The sequence below is a fragment of the Arthrobacter sp. MA-N2 genome (assembly GCF_000517125.1).
Taxonomy (GTDB): Bacteria; Actinomycetota; Actinomycetes; order Actinomycetales; family Micrococcaceae; genus Arthrobacter; species Arthrobacter methylotrophus.
Genome location: NZ_KI912155.1, coordinates 1,193,294 through 1,210,319 on the forward strand (window position 1 = coordinate 1,193,294; position 17,026 = coordinate 1,210,319).

Here is a 17,026-nt window from a genome sequence, read left to right on the forward strand (position 1 = left end):
AACGGCTCATTACGCGGGGCGAGGACGGGCCTCCTCGTCCCGCGGAACCTGCTCCAGCAGGAAGTCCTCGATGGCGTCGGCCGCGGCGGGGGCTCCGCCGGAAGCACGGACGCGCGCCTTCATGGCGTCTAGGTTGCCCCGGATCACTGGGTCGCCGCTGACCTCAATGACGGTTTCCCGGATCAGCTCGGGAGAGAGCCCGTCCACGGGGAGGCGGCGGCCGAGTCCCAGGTCCTCGACCCGGCGTGCGTTGGCCTGCTGTTCGGGCTGTAGCGGGTAGGCCACCAGCGGCACCCCGAAATACAGCGCTTCCATGGTCGAATTCATCCCGGTGTGGGAGAGGAAGGCACGTGCGTGCCGCAGGACTTCCAGCTGCGGAAAGAAGGGGCGTACGTCGACGTTTCCGGGGATCTTCCCGAGCTCGGACGGTTCCGCGCGCTCTCCGATTGCCATGGCAAGCTGCCAGCCGGTGTCCGCAAATCCTGCCAGGCACATCCTGAAGAAATCCGGTCGGTCGTTCAACGGGGTAGTGCCCAAGGAGATGAACAAAAGGGGCATGTCCATCGCCGGGGGCTGCCAACCCTCCTCGTTTCCCCGCACGCCGAGACACGGTCCCACGAAATGGAATCTGGCGTCGAACGTCTCTCCCGCGGGCTGGAACTCCCGCGGGATGAAGGAGATGTTCAACGACGCGGGAGGCCCTCCCATGAATTGCAGATGGCCCACACCGTGCTCGGCGGCGAAATCGTTGATCAGCCGACCGATCTGTTTCCAGGCTTCAATCATGGCAGCCGGGGGCGGGCCCGGCATAAGATCGCGCATCGAGAAATGTTCATTGGCGGCATAGCTCGGAAGCAACGCAATATCGGGCAACGCGAGCTTCGCAGCTGCCATCTTTCCGGATAAAGTCATGGCGTCGTAGCAGAGTCCGTCCGGCGGGTCCTGCTCCAGACGGACCAGCAGCGCCGGGAATTCGGCCCTGGCGCTCTCAAGAATCCGCTCCAGCAGTCCCGGCATCATCCCGGCCCCCATTCCGGCAAACATCCCCGCCATCGGGGACGACGCCGGACCCCCCTCAGGGGAAGCGGCGCGCCGGGGCAGGAAGCTGGCCAGATCCTCCCCGCTGGGAAAGAACGAGGCGCCAGCAGATTCAACCGCCTTGGCATACTTTGCCGACGTGGCATAAGTAACGCGGTGGCCCCGGCGCACCAACTCCGCAACAACCGGCAAGGTGGGGTTCACATGGCCAGCTGCAGGTAAACAGACGAAAGCGATATGCATGGCCGGGCGCTTCATATGGAAAGGTGAGTGCCGTGAACGCTGCGCCTGCGTGATTTCAGTCCCGTCTCCAGCTTGGTCCGTACCTCGCGTTTCACTCGCGCGGCAAGCTCGGTCTCATGCATTTCCAAGAACTCCCGGACGGCTCGCGGATCCCACGGCACCAAGGACCGCAACGCCCAGCTCACCGCTTTGACTACAGTCTCGTCGCGATCGTGGATCAGGATCCCGACGACGGCGAGCGTCCGTTGCGTGTCCCCCGTTCCCCATCGGGACCTCGTGTTGAGAACGGTAGTGGAGACAAGTGCCATGCGCCGCCACCAGTGATCCGCACTCCGTGCCCAGGCGTCGATGTCAGCGTCCGAGATGAGCCCTTCGCGCCACGCTGGCCCCAGCAGGATGGTGGCAAAGGCATCGGCATGACTCCAAGAAGCGATCGCTCGCCCCAGATGTTCCAGCCGTGCCGGCGTGAGGGCAGCAAAAGCCGCGCGGTGGGCGTTGATGAACTCCCATCCCTCCCACCTGAACCCGGCTTCGGCCAGCCCGTCGGCGAGCCTGAAGACCACGGCGGCCTCCATCGGGGCGATCTCCGCGGAGACGCGGCGACGGACGGCACGGAAGCTCGCGGCGTCGTGCTTCTCCAAAGCGCGCAATTCGTCGAGGACGCGCGCCAACAATTCCCCCGGTTGGGTATCCCCCGGAGAGACGAGCACTCCATGCGAAGTCACTTTTACGCCTAGGCCTGCGCGGGCTGCTACGCGGGGGCGTCGTCGGTGTCCGGCCCCTCGGCGGGTTCCTGGCTGTGTAGCCCGGTCTCGTGAAGGACCCAGCCGTCGGTTTCCCCTTCGGCAGGCGCGTCACTGTGGTGCCGGACGTCGTTGGGCTCTGCTGCTTTGTTCATTCCGGATACTCCCCGTCCTTCGTTGGACTGTTCCCGTGAATGCACTCAAGTCTACGCCGGGAAGGGGACATGTGGCCTAGGCTAGGCAAAGGAACTATCGCACGAATCCAACGGCTGAATGCAGAGGTGAAGAATGGCCAGACGGCCCAACCCGGCAGTTAAGATTGCGCAGGAAACCGCCCACAACGCCATGTTCGACGCCAACGGCAAAGCCAAGCCCGGTGTCCACCACGTGCTGCTTCGCGCCGTCGACGTCCAGCGTCCCCTTGTCCTGGCGAACCTGCGTCGACTGCAGCGCAAACACCCGCAGGCCACGGCGGCACAGCTGGCCGCCAAGCTGGAGCGCGACTACCTCGCCGCCGTCACTGGTGGAGGGGCCGCCGTCGGGGCAACCGCCGTCGTGCCTGGCATCGGCACCGCAGCCTCGCTGGGCCTGTCCGCGGTGGCGACCATCGGCTTCCTGGAAGGAACGGCGCTTTATGCCGCTTCCCTGGCCGAGCTCCACGGCATCCGCCTGACCGATCCGGACCGTGCACGCACTATGGTCATGGCGATCATGCTCGGCGAGGAGGGCACCACCCTGTTGGGTGCGCTCAGTGGACAATCGCTCGGCAAGGGCAACGGCGTGACGCAGGCCTGGGGCAGAACCCTCGTCAGGAAGCTGCCTGGCGGAGGATTCGGCGTGGTTCGCGACGCGATCCAGCGCGCCTTCCTCAAGAAGTTGCTCAGGCGCCAAGGTGCTGCGTTCCTTGGCCGTGCCCTGCCTTTCGGCGTGGGGGCTGTGGTGGGTGGCGTCGGGAATCGCGTCATGGGGCGCGCAGTGGCCGCCTCGGCGCGGGAGGCATTTGGTCCTATGCCGGACATCATTCCGGGCGAGCTGCTTCCAGCCGCCCGCCAGAACGCGCTGGAAGGCGGACATAGTGGATCTCAACGCTGATTCGGGGGAGTCGTTCGGCTCCTGGACCATGGGGAACGACGCGGCGATGTTCCGGATTGTCAGCAGCGCCAACGTCGCGTGCGGCTTTCACGCCGGGGACCCCGTCACCATGCTGGACAGTTGCCGCGCGGCCTTTGAGCTCGACGTCCGGGTCGGCGCCCACGTGGGTTACCGGGACCTGCACGGCTTCGGGCGACGATCGATGGACATGTCCTTCGATGAGCTCTTCGGCGACGTCCTCTACCAGCTAGGTGCACTGGACGGAGTGGCTCATGCCGTGGGCGCATCCGTGGACTACGTGAAGCCGCACGGTGCCCTCTACAACAGGATCGTCCACGACGTCGATCAGGCCGAAGCCGTAGTTGCGGCAATTCACGCCTACGATCCCGGGCTTCCCGTCCTTGGGCTGCCTGGTTCCGAGTTGCTGCGTCTTGCCGAAGAATCCGGTCACCCGGTGTTCCGGGAGGCTTTCGTCGATCGCGGCTATTTGCCGGACGGCACGCTGGTGCCGCGCTCGCAGGAAGGCGCCGTAGTGCACGACGCCGCGGCCGTCGTCGAGCGGGCCGTGCGCTTTGCCGTCCGGGGCGAGGTGCTGGCCGTGGACGGCACCGTGGTGCAGGTCAAGCCCGACTCGCTGTGCATCCATGGCGATACCCCGGGCGCCGTCGATCTGGCCGCGGCGGTGCGCGCCGGCCTTGAGGAAGCCGGTGTGGAGATTGCATCCTTCGCCTGACGTTGGTTCGCGTGACTCCGGCGCCCGGATTCTTTTGCCCTGCGGGGACAGCGCGTTCTTGGTGGAACTGCCCGAGCTGACTGCCGTCGTGGCTTACTACCGCGGGCTGACCGGGGCCGGCGCGTCGGGCGGCGTTTCAGCACCCCAGGGGATCATCGACGTCGTGCCCGCTGCCCGGACTGTTCTGGTCACCTTTGACCCGGGGACGATCCGCCCCACCGAAGTCCGCGACTGGCTGGAATCCGCCGAACCGGCACACGACGTCGTCAGTTCCGGGCGCGAAGTGACCATCGAGGTGTCCTATGGCGGCCCCGACCTTGCAGAAACGGCGCAGTTCCTCAGGATGAGCGAGGCGGACGTGGTCAAGCTCCACACGAGCTCCGAATGGACGGCCGCGTTTTCCGGTTTTGCGCCTGGATTCGTATACCTGGTCACCAGCCACGAACGGCTCCGTGTCCCGCGACGCAACACTCCCCGGACAGCGGTGCCGGCTGGCTCTGTTGGGCTCGCGGGCGAGTTCACCGGCGTCTACCCGCGATCCTCGCCGGGCGGTTGGCAATTGATTGGAACCACGACGGCGGCACTTTGGGACGCGTCCAAAGCCGAGCCCGCGCTGATCAGGCCGGGTGACCTGGTGCGCTTCGTGGAGCTCTGATGGGGATTGTGGTGCTGAACCCAGGGCCGCTCACTTTGGTGGAAGACCTTGGCAGACAGGGCTGGGCATCATTGGGGCTGAGCCCTTCCGGTGCCCTGGACCGACAATCCCTGCGTCTTGCCAACTTGCTGGTAGGGAACCCCGCTGAGGCGGCTGGGCTTGAGATCCTGTTAGGCGGCCTGCGCTTGAGGTTCATCACCGCGTCGACCATTGCGGTGGCGGGCGCAGAGGGAATCGTGACACTCAACGGCGCCGGGATTCCGCTCAACCAATCCGTCCGGGTGGCCCCTGGTGCGGTGCTGGACTTCGGCGTTCCGCTGTTCGGACTGAGGTATTACCTGGGCGTGCAGGGCGGAATCGATGCGCCCCGGCTCCTCGGGTCCAGCAGTACGGACATGCTCTCCGGTGAAGGCCCTGCTCCGTTGAAATCGGGCGAGCAATTGGCGATTGGGCGTGTTTTCGTGGGCACCGGTTTGGTGTCGGGGCCTGGCGTTGATGGGGGCGCGCGGCCTGGCGCGGGCACGGGGCCTGCTATCCGCCGCGCCCCTGATCCCGGGCGAGCCATCACCGCCCGCGTGGACCGCGGCCCCCGATCAGACTGGTTCGACGATGATTCCTGGCGCCGGCTTGTGAGCCAGGAATGGACCCTGTCGCCTGATTCCAACAGGATTGGCGCCCGGCTGGTGGGCCGCCCGCTGACCCAGACCCGGAACGAGGAACTGCCCAGCGAAGGCATGGTGCTCGGGGCGCTGCAAGTGCCGCCGTCGGGCCTCCCCACGATATTCCTGGCTGATCATCCCGTGACAGGTGGCTATCCGGTCATCGCGGTGGTCCGCCGCGCGGATCTGGACCTGCTGGGCCAGGCGCGCCCTGGCCAGCGGATCCGCTTCCTCGGCTGAGGTTCCGCTCCACCGGACATGCGCCTTCTTCGCTGCAAGGAGTGGACATGTCCCTTCTTCGCGCGCACACCGCGTGGGACATGTCCCTTGCTGGGTGTGAGCAGTGGACATATTGGGATTATGTCCACTGCTTGCGGCAAGGGGTGAGCATGTCCATTTCCGGTTCTGGATGACCACGTGGGGCATGTCCCTCCGAGCTACTCAAAGGTGGGCATGTCCATTGGTGCCGGTTGTGCGGGGGGGAGTCAGCCGAACACCAAGTGCGCCACGGCGAAGATTGCCAGCCCTGCCAGCGACCCCACCACGGTTCCGTTGATGCGGATGTATTGCAGGTCCTTGCCAACCTGGAGTTCGATTTTTTCCGAGGTTTCCTGGGCATCCCAGCGGGCAACGGTGTCCGTGATGACCCCGGCGATGTCGGAGCGGTACGTTTTGACGAGGTAGCCGGCAGCGTCGCCGATCCAAGCGTTCACCTTGCCTGCCAACTCGTCATCGTTGACAAGCCGGGTGCCGAAGTCCCGCATGGCGCTCTTGAAACGCTGAGTCAGCTCGCTGTCGGGATCGTCGACGGCGGTGAGCAGCGCGTTCTTGATGGTGCCCCACGTGCGGGAAGCCAGTTCGCGGACCTCGGGATCACCAAGGATCTGGGTCTTAATTCCCTCGGCCCGGGCAATCATTGCGGGATCGTGCTGAAGGTCCTGGGCGAGGTCCCCGAGATACGTGTCGATTGACTGGCGCACCTGGTGATCGGGGTCCCGCTGCACCGCCCGGACAAACTTGGCAATCTCGTTGTAGACCCTGTCGCCCACCAGGTCGTCCACGAAGGACGGAACCCAGAGGGGAGAACGGTCGGACACGACCCGGTTCACCGTGGAGTGGTTCGCCTCCACCCAGTCGGCCGCGCGATCCACCAGGAGATCCACAAGCTTGTGGTGGTGGCCTTCGGCGAAGAGCCGCTCGGCCATCCGTCCCACCGGTGGCCCCCACGGCGGTGCGAGCAAATGCTTGCGGACCATGCCCTCGATCACTGCTTGGATGTCGTCGTCGTTCAGCACCGTGAACGCACCTCGGATCAGCGCTGACCCTTCCTTTGCGACGCGCTCGGCGCCCGCGGCAGACCCGAGCCATTTTCCGGCTTTCCGGGCGACGTCAAGGCTCGCAAGCTTTTCCTGGACCACCTGTTCGGACAGGAAATTGGTCTCCACGAATTCCCCGAGCGAGGCGCCGATCTGGTCCTTGCGCCGCGGGATGATGGCTGTGTGAGGGATTTTCAGCCCCATGGGGTACTTGAACAGTGCGGTCACCGCGAACCAGTCGGCCAGCGCTCCCACCATGCCACCCTCTGCTGCGGCCCGCACGTATTCCAGCCACGGATACTGCTTTTGCAAGGCGAAAGCGGCGGTGAAAACTACCGCCATGACGATCAGGAGTGCCAAGGCCACTGATTTCATCCGGCGCAGGGCAGCCGCCTTTTCGGCGTCACCGTTCCGCTGCCCGACGTCGGCCGCAACCGTGGAGGCCTTGCCGTAGCCTCCGTGCCGCGGAGCCCCTCCCGGGAGGCCACTGTCGCTGTCCGTCACCGTGGTTTGTTCAGAGTTCACCTGCATGTGCCCAGCGTAGCCCCGTGGCTGCCATGGGCGTGGGCTACCGTGTCTCCATGAAGAATGACAAGCTCGCTCGCACAGAGTACAGCCCAGAGCAAAGCCCAGAGCAAAACCCCAGGCCTATGGTCTACGCCCACCGCGGAGCCAGTGCGGCATTCGCGGAGCACACGCGTGCCGCATACTTGAAGGCAATCGCCGACGGCGCCGACGGCGTCGAGGGCGATGTCCACCTGACCCGGGACCAGCACGTCGTCCTGCTTCACGACGCAAATCTGGACCGCACCTCGGACGGGACAGGTCCAGTGGCCGATAAGACACTCGAGGAGCTGCGTCAGCTGGATTTCTCTTCTTGGAAGGGCGCCCGGATTCCAGAGCAATATGGCGCGAAATCGGACCAGTTCCTGACGCTCCCTGAGCTGTTGGAGATCCTGCGCGGTGCCGGTAGGGAGATCGGCTTGGCCATTGAACTCAAGCACCCCAGCCCTTACCAGCTCAAGCTCGAAGACCGTGTACTGGAGCTTCTGGGCAGCGAAGGCTGGAACGCGGAGACGTCCACGTTGGACAACGTCCGGGTTTCCTTCATGAGCTTCAGCCCGGATTCGGTCAAGCACCTGCTCCAGTCCGTTCCTGCGGAGCACATTTGCCAACTGGTGGACGACGTCACCGTGGAGGAAGTCCGCGATGAACTTGGACTGGGCGTCATCACCGGGGGAGCCGTGGCAAACCTCATGAAGGCAGCCCAGCAGGAGGGCGAACGGATCCTGGATGACTGTGAGGTTGGGCTCGCCGGCCCGGGTATCGACTACGTTCGCAAGCATGCCCGCACCGTTCAGCGCTGGTTGGAATCCGGCCGGCGCTTCCGGGTGTGGACCGTCGATACGGAGAACGATGTTGCCCTGTGCCAAGGATTGGGCATTCACGAGATCACCACCAACAAGCCGGCCCAGGTCATCGCCCAGTTAGAGGTTCCCAACTAGCTCGCAATTGTTGTCGTTCTGAGGCGTCATAACGACAACAACTGCGAGTCAGTTGGGCTGCGACGACGGCGTGACGCAACTCGCCGGTTACCGCGCCGGGCGGGCCTGTGGTTGCATGAAGACATGCCTTTTTCATGGTCCGCCCGGACAACCCAGACAATTTCCGCGGCGGCCATGGGTGCACTGTTGCTTGTCAGCGCCAAGAAGCACTTCCAGCAGCCAAAGTTCTTCACCTCGGTGGTCCCGGACTACCTTTGCCGTGAAGACGACGGGACCGGGTCCGTCGACCTCGAAAACAAACACAGCCCGACCAACCCGCGGAATAGCGCCTTGGCGGTCATGTCGCGGGAGGAGTGGATCGCGCTGAGCGGGCTGCTCGAGGCGACTGCCGCCGTCGGGCTCTTGATTCCTGCCACGCGCAAGGCCGCAGCACGCGGCACCGCATTGATGTTCACGGCATTCCTGGCCGGCCACGTGGATGCGCTCCGCCGCGCATACGGTGCTGGCGGAACCGCGTCCGAGCGGCGGATCCATACGTTGCGGCTCCCGTTGCAGCTGCCCCTGATCCTGTGGGCATGGAGCTTGGCCGGAGCGAAACACCCGTATGAAACTCCGTGAATCCCCGGCTGTGAAGGTCGGCCTGTCCATCAGCATCGCAACAGGCCTCTACGGCATCTCGTTCGGGGCGTTGGCCTCGGCGTCCGGATTCACTTTCTGGCAGACCATGACCTTCAGCCTTTTCATGTTCAGTGGTGGCTCGCAATTCGCGTTCATTGGTGTGGTGGCCGGTGGCGGATCCGGGGTTGCCGCCATGACCGCTGCCGCCCTGCTGGGACTGCGCAACGGCATTTACGGAATGCAGATGAACGCGCTGTTACGCCCCAAAGGCTGGCTCAAATATCCTCAAGCCCACATCACCATCGACGAATCCACGGCCACCGCATCGGGCCAAAGCTCTCAGGATGAACGGCGCCGCGGCTTCTGGACAGCGGGTATCGGCATTTTCTTGCTGTGGAACATCTTCACGGCAGTGGGCGCCTTGGCTGGCGATGCTTTGGGCGATCCCAAGCAATGGGGGCTCGACGGGGCCGCAGTTGCGGCGTTCCTGGGTTTGCTGTGGCCGCGACTCAAGGGCCGGGAGCCCTGGGCGATTGCCGCAGCTGCTGCCTTGGCAACCGTCATTGCGGTACCGTTTGTCCCGGCCGGCGTCCCCATCCTCGTAGCTGCCGTAGTCGCCGGAGCCATCGGCTGGTTCAGTCACGGACGGAGCGATGAAGGCATGGAGCCCGACGTCGACCCTTACGCGCACGGCCAGGGTGGCCACGGGAGCCGGGAAAGTAGCGTCGAATGAACCTCTGGCTTTGGATCCTTGTCGCCTGTGGACTTGCGTACTTCACCAAGCTTTCGGGCTATTTCGTGCCCGCGAAGCTGCTGCGGAGTCCCCGGATGATGCGCGTGGCCGGCACCATGACCATCGGCCTGCTGGCATCCCTGACCGTGGTCAACGCGGTGGCGTCGGGGCAGGCCCTCGCCTTCGACGCCCGCCTCGGAGCACTGGCTGCGGGGGCCATCGCCTTGTGGCTGCGGGCACCTTTCCTCGTAGTGGTCATCGTCGGATCAGCGGCGGCCGCTTGCCTTCGCCTGCTTGGTTGGCACTGACTGACAATCGATCTACTCGAACGCCATCCCTGGGATGGGGGTTTGCTGCGGCAGGGGGCGCGACGGACGTTCGCTGCGGATGGCGTCTTCAAGCAGGGCAACCGGCCGCTCCCATGCGCGGGATCCCTGCTCCATGGTGTCAACGGCACCGATCAGCATGGCAACAAGTCGCACCATGTCCTCGATCGAAATATCCTTGCGCAGCGAACCCTGGCCTTGGCCGCGCGTCAGCAGTTCAGCCATGGAGTCGATCAAGCCGCCGGTGATGCCAACCAGCAGCCCGCGGCGGCCGGCGACGGCGCCAAGCAGGTTCGCGTCTTCGCTGGCAACCTGCACCACGGCGTCGATCACGTTGATGAGCCCGACGGCGGCATCCATGCCCGCGAGGGACTCTTCCACGACCGGGTCCACATGGAGCCTGAGCTCCCGCGACAGTGCGGCGAGGACGAGTTGTTCTTTGTCAGCGAAGTTGCGGAACAGGGTAGCCGGGCCGACACCAGCGGTGGCCGCGATCGTTTGAAGCGGAACCTCGGGCCCCAGCTCGCGGAAGCACTGGCGTGCGGCTGTGATGATCTTGTCCACATTGCGTGCAGCATCAGCCCTGAGGGGCTTGCGTTCTACGGGCCGGTCCATGCTGCTCACAGTAGCAACGGAGGGGCGTCCGTCACTTTTGTGACATTCTTGCGCGTGAAAGACTGGTTTCATGTTGCTTGCCTTCTCAGTTGCCCCTTCCGGCCAGCCCGCTGCTGGCGCCGTATCCGTCGATGGCTCGGTGCACGACGCCGTTGCCGAGGCCGTGAAGATCGTCCGCGAATCGGGGCTCCCGAACCAGACGGACTCGATGTTCACCACCATTGAGGGCGAATGGGATGAGGTGTTCGACGTCGTCAAGCGCGCCACCGAGGCGGTCGGAAAATATGGAAACAGGGTTTCCCTGGTGATCAAGGCGGATATCCGGCCTGGGTACACGGGAGAGCTCACCGGCAAAGTGGAGCGACTGGAGAACGCGATCGCGAAAGGCGAATAGCCGGTCCTTCCCTCGGCCCTGTGCCCGATGCCAGACTGGGGCCATGCTTGAACACCCCAGTTTTGAACACAAGGTCCAGCCCACCTGGGCGGCCGTCGAGGAATACCTGTCCGCCGCCGTCGTTCGACCGAATGCGGCGCTAAGGCACGCGGTGGAGTCAGCCTTTGACGCCGGGATGCCGCCCATCGAAGTGGCGCCCAACGCCGGAAAGCTGCTCAAGATGCTGGTGCAGTTGTGCGGTGCGCGGCGCGTGCTGGAAATCGGAACCTTGGCCGGGTTCAGCGCGATCTGGATGGCGCAGGGACTGCCCGACGACGGACGCCTGGTCACGTGCGAATACCTGCCAAAGCACGCTGAGGTTGCCCGAGCGAACGTGGACATGGCGGGGATCGGCCACAAGGTGGACATCCGGATCGGGCCGGCGTTGGAGACCCTCGCCGCGCTGGCCGAGGATCCCGCCCGGGACGGCCCATTCGACTTTGTCTTCATCGATGCCGACAAGGAGAACGATTCCAGCTACCTGGACTGGGCCATCCGGCTCGGGAGGCCGGGAACGGTGATTGTCATGGACAACGTCATCTGGGAGGGCGCCATTCTGGATCCTTCCATGGACGAGGTGAACGCTCCGGGCATCGTGAGCGCCTTGGAAATGATGGGCAAGGATCCGCGCCTCGATGCAACGGCCATCCAAACGGTTGGATCCAAGGGGTGGGACGGCTTCGCGATTGCCCGGGTGGTCTGAGGCTAACAGTGTTGAATCCCTGACCCCGGCGTCAATTAGGGTTGAAGCATGACCGGAAGAGGGCGGCTGTAGTGGCAAAGCGTGGCAAAGGCAGGACCGCCGGGCAAGTCGCCGGGGTCATTGAGGTACCCGCCGGCACGAAGCCCAATGGTCCGGTGGAGGGCGTGTACTACATCGACACCGGCGACTGCGAACTCGTTGCTGACCCGGATAACTCCAACGGTTGGCTCTTGAGGATCAACGGTGTGATGAGTTCGCACATCGATGTCGCAGAGCCGTTGTTCCTGGACTTCGAGTACATGCGTTGGATTGCGGCTTTGGTCGAATCCAAGTGGCCGCCCGAGTCGCCGCCGAAGTTGCGCGCCTTGCATCTTGGCGGGGGAGCATGCTCACTCGCCAGGTACTTTCATGCCGCCTACCCGGACGCGCGCCAAGTGGTGGTGGAGCTCGATGGCAAGCTGGCCGAATACGTCCGTGGCTGGTTCGATCTCCCTAAGGCCCCGTTGCTTCGAATCCGGGCGGGCGAAGCCAGGGAGGTCACCGAGGGCCTCACTCCGGACACCCGGGACCTCATCATCCGGGACGTCTTTGCTGGCGCCTTCACTCCCAGGGCACTGACAACCCGCGAATTCAACGATCACGCGCAGAGGGTGCTGACTCCGGGTGGGCTTTATGTGGTGAATTCCGGCGATGCCCCCGATCTCAAGAACGCCCGCGAGGACGCCGCTACCATCGCGGACACCTTTGCGCACACGATGATCATCGCCGATCCGGCCATGCTCAAGGGGCGCCGGTACGGCAACATGATCATGGCCGGGAGCCAGGAACCCTTCGGGAACGATCCGCAACTGGCCCGCAAACTACTCGGTGGAGCGGTTCCCGCGCACATCTGGAACGATGCCAAGGTCCGGGCGTTCGCCGTCGGGGCCCAGATCCGGCACGATCCCCCTTCCGAAACCCAGGGGCGAACTGGCAGTTGATGCCCTTAAAACGCGAATTTGAGGGCATTAACTGCCAGTTCGCGCCGGGTTTAGCTCGCGGTGCGCGGCCGTCTCCTCTCGCAGGGCCTGCACGACGGCGGCGACGGCCGGGCGGCGCATGGAGTCGGGCCGGAGGACCATCCAGTAAGGGAGCAGCTCCGCGAAGTCCGAGGGCAGCAGCCGCACAAGGTCCGGGTGCCGGTCCGCCATGAAGCAAGGCAGGAAACCGATTCCGGCCCCGGCGCGCGTCGCCTCCACGTGGACGAAGACGTTGGTGGAGCTCAAGCCGTCGCGCATGGAGGGAACCAAGCGGCGAGGGGCGTCGAGATCGTCCACTTGCAGCATGGAGTCCACGAAGTACACCAGTTGATGTTGCGTCAACTCCTCCACGGTGCCGGGTACCCCGTGAAAAGCCAAGTACTCACGCGAGGCGTACATCCCCAGCATGTACTCGCCCAACAGCAACGCCTCGGCCCGGTGCACTTGGGGCTCGCCCACCACAACCTCCACGTCCAGGCCGGAACGCTGCTGGAGGGCCCGGCGGGTTACCGTGATGATCTCGACCGTGAGCCCGGGATGCAATCGCCGCAGGCGGGCCACGGCAGGTGCCGCGATATACGCGCTGAAACCGTCGGTTGCGGTCATGCGTACGACGCCGGCAATGGGGTCAGGTGCGCGGTCCTCCGGTCCCAGCGTGCCCACCGCAGCTTCGATCCGCTCGGCTACGCCCACTGCCTCGGCCCCGAGCTCGGTGACTTCCCAGCCGCCTGCCGCCCGCGCGAGGACCTGGCCGCCGAGTGCCTTCTCGAGCGCGGCGATCCTTCGGGAAACGGTGGTGTGGTTCAGCCCCAGGGCTTGGGCCGCCGTCGTGAATTTTCCTGAGCGTGATACGGCGAGGAGGACCAGCAGGTCGTCGGGATTCGGGTTCATATCTGCAATTCTGCACATGTATGGTGCCATTTTGACTATTGATGCACTAGGAATGTGCGGCAATACTCAGTGGAGCATTTCGTGTTGTGGATCACAACGCGTGTCAGCGCAGACACTAAGGAGATGGAGATGAGCGTAGGACAACGCTCCAATGCAGGCGCCACGGCCTCAAGCAAAGGCGCAGGCCTCAAGAAGATCGTTGCCGCGTCGATGGTGGGCACCGTGGTGGAATGGTACGAATTCTTCCTCTACGCCACCGCGGCGACCTTGGTATTCGGCAAGTACTTCTTCCCGCCCACCGGCAACGATCTCGACGGCATCATCCAAGCATTCCTGACCTATGCGGTGGGCTTCGTGGCCCGGCCCCTCGGCGGCATCGTCTTCGGCCAGATCGGCGACAGGCTCGGCCGCAAACCCACACTGCAGCTCACCATCGTGATTGTCGGCGTATCCACCTTCCTCATGGGCTGCCTGCCCGGTTTCGCCGACCTCGGCTACTGGGCGCCGGCCATGCTCGTGGCACTCCGTTTCATCCAGGGCTTTGCACTGGGTGGCGAATGGGGTGGCGCCGTGCTCCTGGTGGCAGAACACAGCCCTAAGGAGTCCCGCGGATTCTGGTCGAGCTGGCCGCAGGCCGCCGTGCCGGTTGGCAACCTCCTCGCCACGCTGGTCCTGTTCATCATGTCCACCACCCTCAGCAGCGCAGCCTTCCTCGGCTGGGGATGGCGTGTGGCCTTCTGGCTCTCCGCCGTGATCGTCTTCGTGGGCTACTACATCCGCACCCACGTGACCGAAGCACCGATCTTCCTTGAGGCAAAGGCCCAGGTGGAGAAAGAACAAGCCGTCAGCTACGGCGTCGGCGAGGTCATCCGCAAGTACCCCAAGGGCATCCTGCAGGCCATGGGACTGAGGCTCGCGGAGAACATCATGTACTACCTCGTGGTGAGCTTCTCCATCGTCTACCTCAAGGCCGTGGACAAGTACGACACCTCGTCCTTGCTGCTCGCGCTCCTCATTGCACACGTGGCCCACTTCGTGATCATTCCCCAGCTAGGAAGGCTGGCAGACACTTGGGGGCGCAAGCCGGTCTACCTGATCGGCGCCATTAGCGGCGCCACGTGGCCGTTCTTCGCCTTCCCCATGTTCGACACCAAGAACCCCGTGGTGATCGTTGCCGCCGTGACGATCGGCCTGTGCCTGCACGCCTTCATGTACGCAGGACAGCCGGCCATCATGACCGAGCTCTTTCCCACCCGCATGCGCTACTCGGGCGTCTCGCTGGGCTCGCAGGTCACGTCGATCTTCGCTGGTTCGCTGGCCCCGCTCCTCGCGACCGAGTGGCTCAAGGACACCGGGTCATGGCTTCCCACCGCCATCTACCTGGTGATCTCCTGCGCCATTACCGCCGTCGTCGTGCTGACGCTCAAGGAGACCCGCGGCGTCGCGCTTGAAGACGTCGACAATGCCGATGCCGTCCGCCACGGCCTTCCCGCGGGTGTCCGAGCATGACCCTGGAAGGCCGCAAGGCCCTGGTCACCGGCGGGGCGAGCGGCATCGGGGCAGCATGTGCCACAGCCCTCGCCGCCCGCGGCGCGAAGGTTGTAGTGGCCGACGTCGATGCAGCCGGAGCCGCGGCGCTCGCCGACACGCTGGGCGGCACCGCCTGGGCCGTCGACTTGCTCGACACGGAAGCGTTGGCGGGCCTCAGCCTCGATTGCGACATCCTCGTCAACAATGCCGGCATCCAGAAGGTCGCTCCCATCGAGGAGTTTGAACCGGCAGACTTCCGCCGCATCATGACCCTCATGCTCGAGGCGCCCTTCCTGCTCATCCGGGCCGCACTTCCGCACATGTACGCCAACGGCTTCGGCCGGATCATCAACATTTCTTCGGTCCACGGATTGCGGGCATCGCCGTTCAAGAGCGCATATGTCTCGGCCAAACACGGGCTCGAGGGGCTCAGCAAAGTGACCGCCCTCGAAGGCGGCCAGCACGGGGTCACGTCCAACTGCATCAATCCGGGGTACGTGCGGACGCCCCTTGTCGAGAAGCAGATCGCTGACCAGGCCCTGCTGCACGGCATCCCGGAGTCCGAGGTCCTCGCGAAGGTCATGCTGACCGAGTCCGCCGTGAAGCGACTCGTGGAGCCGGAGGAAGTAGCGTCGCTGGCCGCATGGATAGCGTCCGACGACGCCGGCATGGTCACCGGGGCAAGCTACACCATGGATGGGGGCTGGTCCGCCCGCTGACGCCGGCTCGGCTCGGCAAAGGTTCGACGGTGGTTACCGGGCCGAATCATCTGTGGTGTCGTAGGCTTATATCGCACGAGGGGAAGCGAATATGGGTCTCGATCCGGTCAGTCTGAAGATAGCTCTGGGTGTTGTCGCGTTTACCCTCTGCCTGCTGTTTTTCACTTCGTTCCGCCGGACCCGCTCCCCGTATAGCGGCTGGTGGTGCCTCGCCTTGGTTTTCCTGCTTTCGGGGAACGTGGCGTACTTGCTCAGCGGGACGTCACTGCAGATCTGGGCGCCCCTCCTCGGCAACACTTTGCTGGTGGCGGGAGCCTTCAGCGTGTGGGCTGGTTCGCGTTCGTTGCGTTTGCTCCCGATGCCGTGGTGGCAGCTCCTCGCGGGACCCATCGTCGCCGCGGTGGCCGCGGCGCTCGAGAACCCGGCCACGAATGTATGGTCCGGCGGACTCGTGTATCTGGCCATGATGTCCACCGGCATGGGCTTGGCAGCTGTTGAGCTGTGGCGTTTGAAGCCCAGTGTTTCACGCGCCCACCGGTCCCTGGCAGTGGCCGCGGGAGTCCTCGCCGCATTCTTTCTCTGTCAAGGGATCGCGTACGTCGTGGAAGGACCGGACGGCCCGGACTTCGGCACCTATCTCAGCTCGTCCGCCACCAGCCTCGTCACCATGGTGCTGCTGGTCTCGGTGTCCTTCAGCATGACGGCGCTAAGCAACGAGCAGCTGATTAATGGGCTAAACGAACGCGCAACCCACGACGACCTGACGGGGCTCCTCAACCGCACGGCCTTCATGGAGTTGGCCACGCAGGAAATCAACAGATTGCACTCTGCAGGCTCTGTTTCCACTTTGATCCTTGCCGACCTCGACCATTTCAAGGCCCTTAATGACAGCCATGGCCACGCCGCGGGCGACACGGCCATTCAGGCATTTGCCGCCGCGTGCCGGGCTTCGGTCCGCAACACGGACCTCGTTGGACGGTATGGGGGAGAGGAATTCACCATCCTGCTTCCAGGAGCCAACGTGGAGAGCGCCGAGATCGTTGCGAGCGAAATCAGCCGACGTTTGGCCGCGGCAGAGTCCCCGGAGGGCATCACATTCCCTACTGTGAGTTACGGCATCGCTCCCAGCACGGCGAGCGACGCCGAGGTGACGCACATGATCGCCGCCGCTGATAAAGCCCTTTACCAAGCCAAGTCCCTTGGGCGGAACCGCACGGTCTGTGCAACGTCCTAACGGCCGCGCCTGTCAATCGTGCTGGCGGCCGTCGTCGCGCGCATTTTGCTCGGCCTCGTCCACGGCAGCATGTTCAATGTAGGACTCCACCGCCGATTCCGGAACACGGTAGGACCGCCCGAACCGGACTGCATGGATGGCGTGCGAATTCACGAGCCGGTAAACAGTCATCCTGGATACCCGCAGGGCCTCGGCGACCTCTGCGATTGTCATGAAACGGT

21 protein-coding genes are annotated in these 17,026 nt (G+C 64.4%); 14 read left to right on the forward strand and 7 right to left on the reverse strand.

Annotated features, from left to right (window positions below; all coding sequences use genetic code 11):
- Positions 1-9 precede the first annotated feature (9 nt).
- Genes A3M3_RS23955 through A3M3_RS28435 form a run of 3 tightly spaced genes read right to left on the reverse strand, consistent with a single transcriptional unit; the run spans position 10 to position 2,179 of the window.
- Positions 10-1,296, reverse strand: a complete 1,287-nt coding sequence (locus tag A3M3_RS23955) for a macrolide family glycosyltransferase (RefSeq protein WP_081736707.1) — start codon at positions 1,294-1,296, stop codon at positions 10-12.
- Entirely contained in the window at positions 1,293-2,006 is a 714-nt protein-coding gene (locus A3M3_RS0106140) for a DNA alkylation repair protein (protein WP_028265609.1), read from the reverse strand. The genes A3M3_RS23955 and A3M3_RS0106140 overlap by 4 nt, the downstream gene beginning before the upstream one ends.
- 26 nt (positions 2,007-2,032) lie before the next feature.
- A complete protein-coding gene (locus A3M3_RS28435; protein ID WP_197023137.1) occupies positions 2,033-2,179 on the reverse strand; it encodes a hypothetical protein in 147 nt (48 codons plus the stop codon).
- 133 nt (positions 2,180-2,312) lie between these two features.
- Here A3M3_RS28435 and A3M3_RS0106150 point away from each other — a divergent pair, with 133 nt between their 5' ends.
- From A3M3_RS0106150 to A3M3_RS0106165, 4 genes are all read left to right on the forward strand, one after another.
- The gene (locus A3M3_RS0106150; protein WP_028265610.1) at positions 2,313-3,116 is read left to right on the forward strand and encodes a hypothetical protein; all 804 of its coding nucleotides are present in this window, start codon (positions 2,313-2,315) and stop codon (positions 3,114-3,116) included.
- Complete coding sequence (locus A3M3_RS0106155; RefSeq protein ID WP_028265611.1) at positions 3,100-3,849, forward strand: LamB/YcsF family protein; 750 nt, start codon at positions 3,100-3,102, stop codon at positions 3,847-3,849. The genes A3M3_RS0106150 and A3M3_RS0106155 overlap by 17 nt, the downstream gene beginning before the upstream one ends.
- Before the next feature lie 61 nt (positions 3,850-3,910).
- The gene (gene pxpB / locus A3M3_RS0106160) at positions 3,911-4,504 is read left to right on the forward strand and encodes a 5-oxoprolinase subunit PxpB (RefSeq protein ID WP_231497193.1); all 594 of its coding nucleotides are present in this window, start codon (positions 3,911-3,913) and stop codon (positions 4,502-4,504) included.
- Positions 4,504-5,403, forward strand: a complete 900-nt coding sequence (locus A3M3_RS0106165; RefSeq protein WP_035741413.1) for a biotin-dependent carboxyltransferase family protein — start codon at positions 4,504-4,506, stop codon at positions 5,401-5,403. Before pxpB ends, A3M3_RS0106165 begins: the two co-directional genes overlap by 1 nt.
- A 245-nt stretch (positions 5,404-5,648) precedes the next feature.
- Here the strand turns inward: A3M3_RS0106165 and A3M3_RS0106170 are convergent, their stop codons facing one another.
- The gene (locus A3M3_RS0106170; protein WP_028265614.1) at positions 5,649-7,010 is read right to left on the reverse strand and encodes a DUF445 family protein; all 1,362 of its coding nucleotides are present in this window, start codon (positions 7,008-7,010) and stop codon (positions 5,649-5,651) included.
- A 119-nt stretch (positions 7,011-7,129) separates the two neighbouring features.
- Here A3M3_RS0106170 and A3M3_RS0106175 point away from each other — a divergent pair, with 119 nt between their 5' ends.
- The 4 genes from A3M3_RS0106175 to A3M3_RS0106190 all read left to right on the forward strand — a co-directional run bounded on the left by A3M3_RS0106175 (position 7,130) and on the right by A3M3_RS0106190 (position 9,643).
- Positions 7,130-7,984, forward strand: a complete 855-nt coding sequence (locus tag A3M3_RS0106175; RefSeq protein ID WP_028265615.1) for a glycerophosphodiester phosphodiesterase — start codon at positions 7,130-7,132, stop codon at positions 7,982-7,984.
- A gap of 123 nt (positions 7,985-8,107) precedes the next feature.
- Positions 8,108-8,602 carry a DoxX family protein gene (locus tag A3M3_RS0106180; RefSeq protein ID WP_028265616.1) on the forward strand — a complete coding sequence of 165 codons (495 nt, stop codon included), beginning with the start codon at positions 8,108-8,110 and terminating at the stop codon, positions 8,600-8,602.
- Positions 8,589-9,335, forward strand: coding sequence for an AzlC family ABC transporter permease (locus A3M3_RS0106185; RefSeq protein ID WP_028265617.1), 747 nt, complete (start codon positions 8,589-8,591; stop codon positions 9,333-9,335). Before A3M3_RS0106180 ends, A3M3_RS0106185 begins: the two co-directional genes overlap by 14 nt.
- Positions 9,332-9,643 carry an AzlD domain-containing protein gene (locus A3M3_RS0106190; RefSeq protein WP_028265618.1) on the forward strand — a complete coding sequence of 104 codons (312 nt, stop codon included), beginning with the start codon at positions 9,332-9,334 and terminating at the stop codon, positions 9,641-9,643. The genes A3M3_RS0106185 and A3M3_RS0106190 overlap by 4 nt, the downstream gene beginning before the upstream one ends.
- 12 nt (positions 9,644-9,655) lie before the next feature.
- On the opposite strand, the gene A3M3_RS0106195 is transcribed toward A3M3_RS0106190, so the two are convergent.
- Positions 9,656-10,276 carry a TetR/AcrR family transcriptional regulator gene (locus A3M3_RS0106195; RefSeq protein WP_028265619.1) on the reverse strand — a complete coding sequence of 207 codons (621 nt, stop codon included), beginning with the start codon at positions 10,274-10,276 and terminating at the stop codon, positions 9,656-9,658.
- Positions 10,277-10,346: 70 nt separating this feature from the next.
- Between A3M3_RS0106195 and A3M3_RS0106200 the strand changes: the two genes are divergently transcribed.
- The 3 genes from A3M3_RS0106200 to A3M3_RS0106210 all read left to right on the forward strand — a co-directional run bounded on the left by A3M3_RS0106200 (position 10,347) and on the right by A3M3_RS0106210 (position 12,392).
- The gene (locus A3M3_RS0106200) at positions 10,347-10,670 is read left to right on the forward strand and encodes a thiamine-binding protein (protein ID WP_028265620.1); all 324 of its coding nucleotides are present in this window, start codon (positions 10,347-10,349) and stop codon (positions 10,668-10,670) included.
- A 43-nt stretch (positions 10,671-10,713) separates the two neighbouring features.
- Positions 10,714-11,412 (forward strand): O-methyltransferase, encoded by a 699-nt coding sequence (locus A3M3_RS0106205; protein ID WP_028265621.1) that lies wholly within the window; start codon positions 10,714-10,716, stop codon positions 11,410-11,412.
- Positions 11,413-11,483: 71 nt separating this feature from the next.
- Positions 11,484-12,392 (forward strand): spermidine synthase, encoded by a 909-nt coding sequence (locus A3M3_RS0106210; RefSeq protein ID WP_028265622.1) that lies wholly within the window; start codon positions 11,484-11,486, stop codon positions 12,390-12,392.
- A 27-nt stretch (positions 12,393-12,419) separates the two neighbouring features.
- Here A3M3_RS0106210 and A3M3_RS0106215 read toward each other — a convergent pair whose 3' ends face one another.
- Entirely contained in the window at positions 12,420-13,322 is a 903-nt protein-coding gene (locus tag A3M3_RS0106215) for a LysR family transcriptional regulator (protein WP_035741416.1), read from the reverse strand.
- Between the two features lie 129 nt (positions 13,323-13,451).
- Here A3M3_RS0106215 and A3M3_RS0106220 point away from each other — a divergent pair, with 129 nt between their 5' ends.
- From A3M3_RS0106220 to A3M3_RS0106230, 3 genes are all read left to right on the forward strand, one after another.
- Positions 13,452-14,831 (forward strand): MFS transporter, encoded by a 1,380-nt coding sequence (locus A3M3_RS0106220; protein WP_028265624.1) that lies wholly within the window; start codon positions 13,452-13,454, stop codon positions 14,829-14,831.
- Positions 14,828-15,571, forward strand: coding sequence for a 3-hydroxybutyrate dehydrogenase (locus A3M3_RS0106225; protein WP_028265625.1), 744 nt, complete (start codon positions 14,828-14,830; stop codon positions 15,569-15,571). Before A3M3_RS0106220 ends, A3M3_RS0106225 begins: the two co-directional genes overlap by 4 nt.
- A gap of 91 nt (positions 15,572-15,662) precedes the next feature.
- The gene (locus A3M3_RS0106230) at positions 15,663-16,805 is read left to right on the forward strand and encodes a GGDEF domain-containing protein (protein ID WP_035741421.1); all 1,143 of its coding nucleotides are present in this window, start codon (positions 15,663-15,665) and stop codon (positions 16,803-16,805) included.
- Positions 16,806-16,817: 12 nt separating this feature from the next.
- On the opposite strand, the gene A3M3_RS0106235 is transcribed toward A3M3_RS0106230, so the two are convergent.
- Positions 16,818-17,018: a helix-turn-helix domain-containing protein gene (locus A3M3_RS0106235; RefSeq protein ID WP_231497194.1), complete on the reverse strand. Its 201-nt coding sequence runs from the start codon at positions 17,016-17,018 to the stop codon at positions 16,818-16,820.
- Between the last annotated feature and the right edge of the window lie 8 nt (positions 17,019-17,026).

Excerpts from the sequence above, each read along its gene's own strand:
- A3M3_RS0106165 (WP_035741413.1), top strand. The coding sequence starts at position 4,504 with ATGGGGATTGTGGTGCTGAACCCAGGGCCGCTCACTTTGGTGGAAGAC.
- A3M3_RS0106150 (WP_028265610.1), top strand. The coding sequence starts at position 2,313 with ATGGCCAGACGGCCCAACCCGGCAGTTAAGATTGCGCAGGAAACCGCC.
- A3M3_RS0106225 (WP_028265625.1), top strand. The coding sequence starts at position 14,828 with ATGACCCTGGAAGGCCGCAAGGCCCTGGTCACCGGCGGGGCGAGCGGC.
- A3M3_RS0106180 (WP_028265616.1), top strand. The coding sequence starts at position 8,108 with ATGCCTTTTTCATGGTCCGCCCGGACAACCCAGACAATTTCCGCGGCG.
- A3M3_RS0106230 (WP_035741421.1), top strand. The coding sequence starts at position 15,663 with ATGGGTCTCGATCCGGTCAGTCTGAAGATAGCTCTGGGTGTTGTCGCG.
- A3M3_RS0106185 (WP_028265617.1), top strand. The coding sequence starts at position 8,589 with ATGAAACTCCGTGAATCCCCGGCTGTGAAGGTCGGCCTGTCCATCAGC.
- A3M3_RS0106175 (WP_028265615.1), top strand. The coding sequence starts at position 7,130 with ATGGTCTACGCCCACCGCGGAGCCAGTGCGGCATTCGCGGAGCACACG.
- A3M3_RS0106200 (WP_028265620.1), top strand. The coding sequence starts at position 10,347 with ATGTTGCTTGCCTTCTCAGTTGCCCCTTCCGGCCAGCCCGCTGCTGGC.
- A3M3_RS23955 (WP_081736707.1), bottom strand. The coding sequence starts at position 1,296 with ATGAAGCGCCCGGCCATGCATATCGCTTTCGTCTGTTTACCTGCAGCT.
- A3M3_RS0106195 (WP_028265619.1), bottom strand. The coding sequence starts at position 10,276 with ATGGACCGGCCCGTAGAACGCAAGCCCCTCAGGGCTGATGCTGCACGC.
- A3M3_RS0106215 (WP_035741416.1), bottom strand. The coding sequence starts at position 13,322 with ATGAACCCGAATCCCGACGACCTGCTGGTCCTCCTCGCCGTATCACGC.
- A3M3_RS28435 (WP_197023137.1), bottom strand. The coding sequence starts at position 2,179 with ATGAACAAAGCAGCAGAGCCCAACGACGTCCGGCACCACAGTGACGCG.
- A3M3_RS0106220 (WP_028265624.1), top strand. The coding sequence starts at position 13,452 with ATGAGCGTAGGACAACGCTCCAATGCAGGCGCCACGGCCTCAAGCAAA.
- A3M3_RS0106170 (WP_028265614.1), bottom strand. The coding sequence starts at position 7,010 with ATGCAGGTGAACTCTGAACAAACCACGGTGACGGACAGCGACAGTGGC.
- A3M3_RS0106235 (WP_231497194.1), bottom strand. The coding sequence starts at position 17,018 with ATGACAATCGCAGAGGTCGCCGAGGCCCTGCGGGTATCCAGGATGACT.
- A3M3_RS0106190 (WP_028265618.1), top strand. The coding sequence starts at position 9,332 with ATGAACCTCTGGCTTTGGATCCTTGTCGCCTGTGGACTTGCGTACTTC.
- A3M3_RS0106205 (WP_028265621.1), top strand. The coding sequence starts at position 10,714 with ATGCTTGAACACCCCAGTTTTGAACACAAGGTCCAGCCCACCTGGGCG.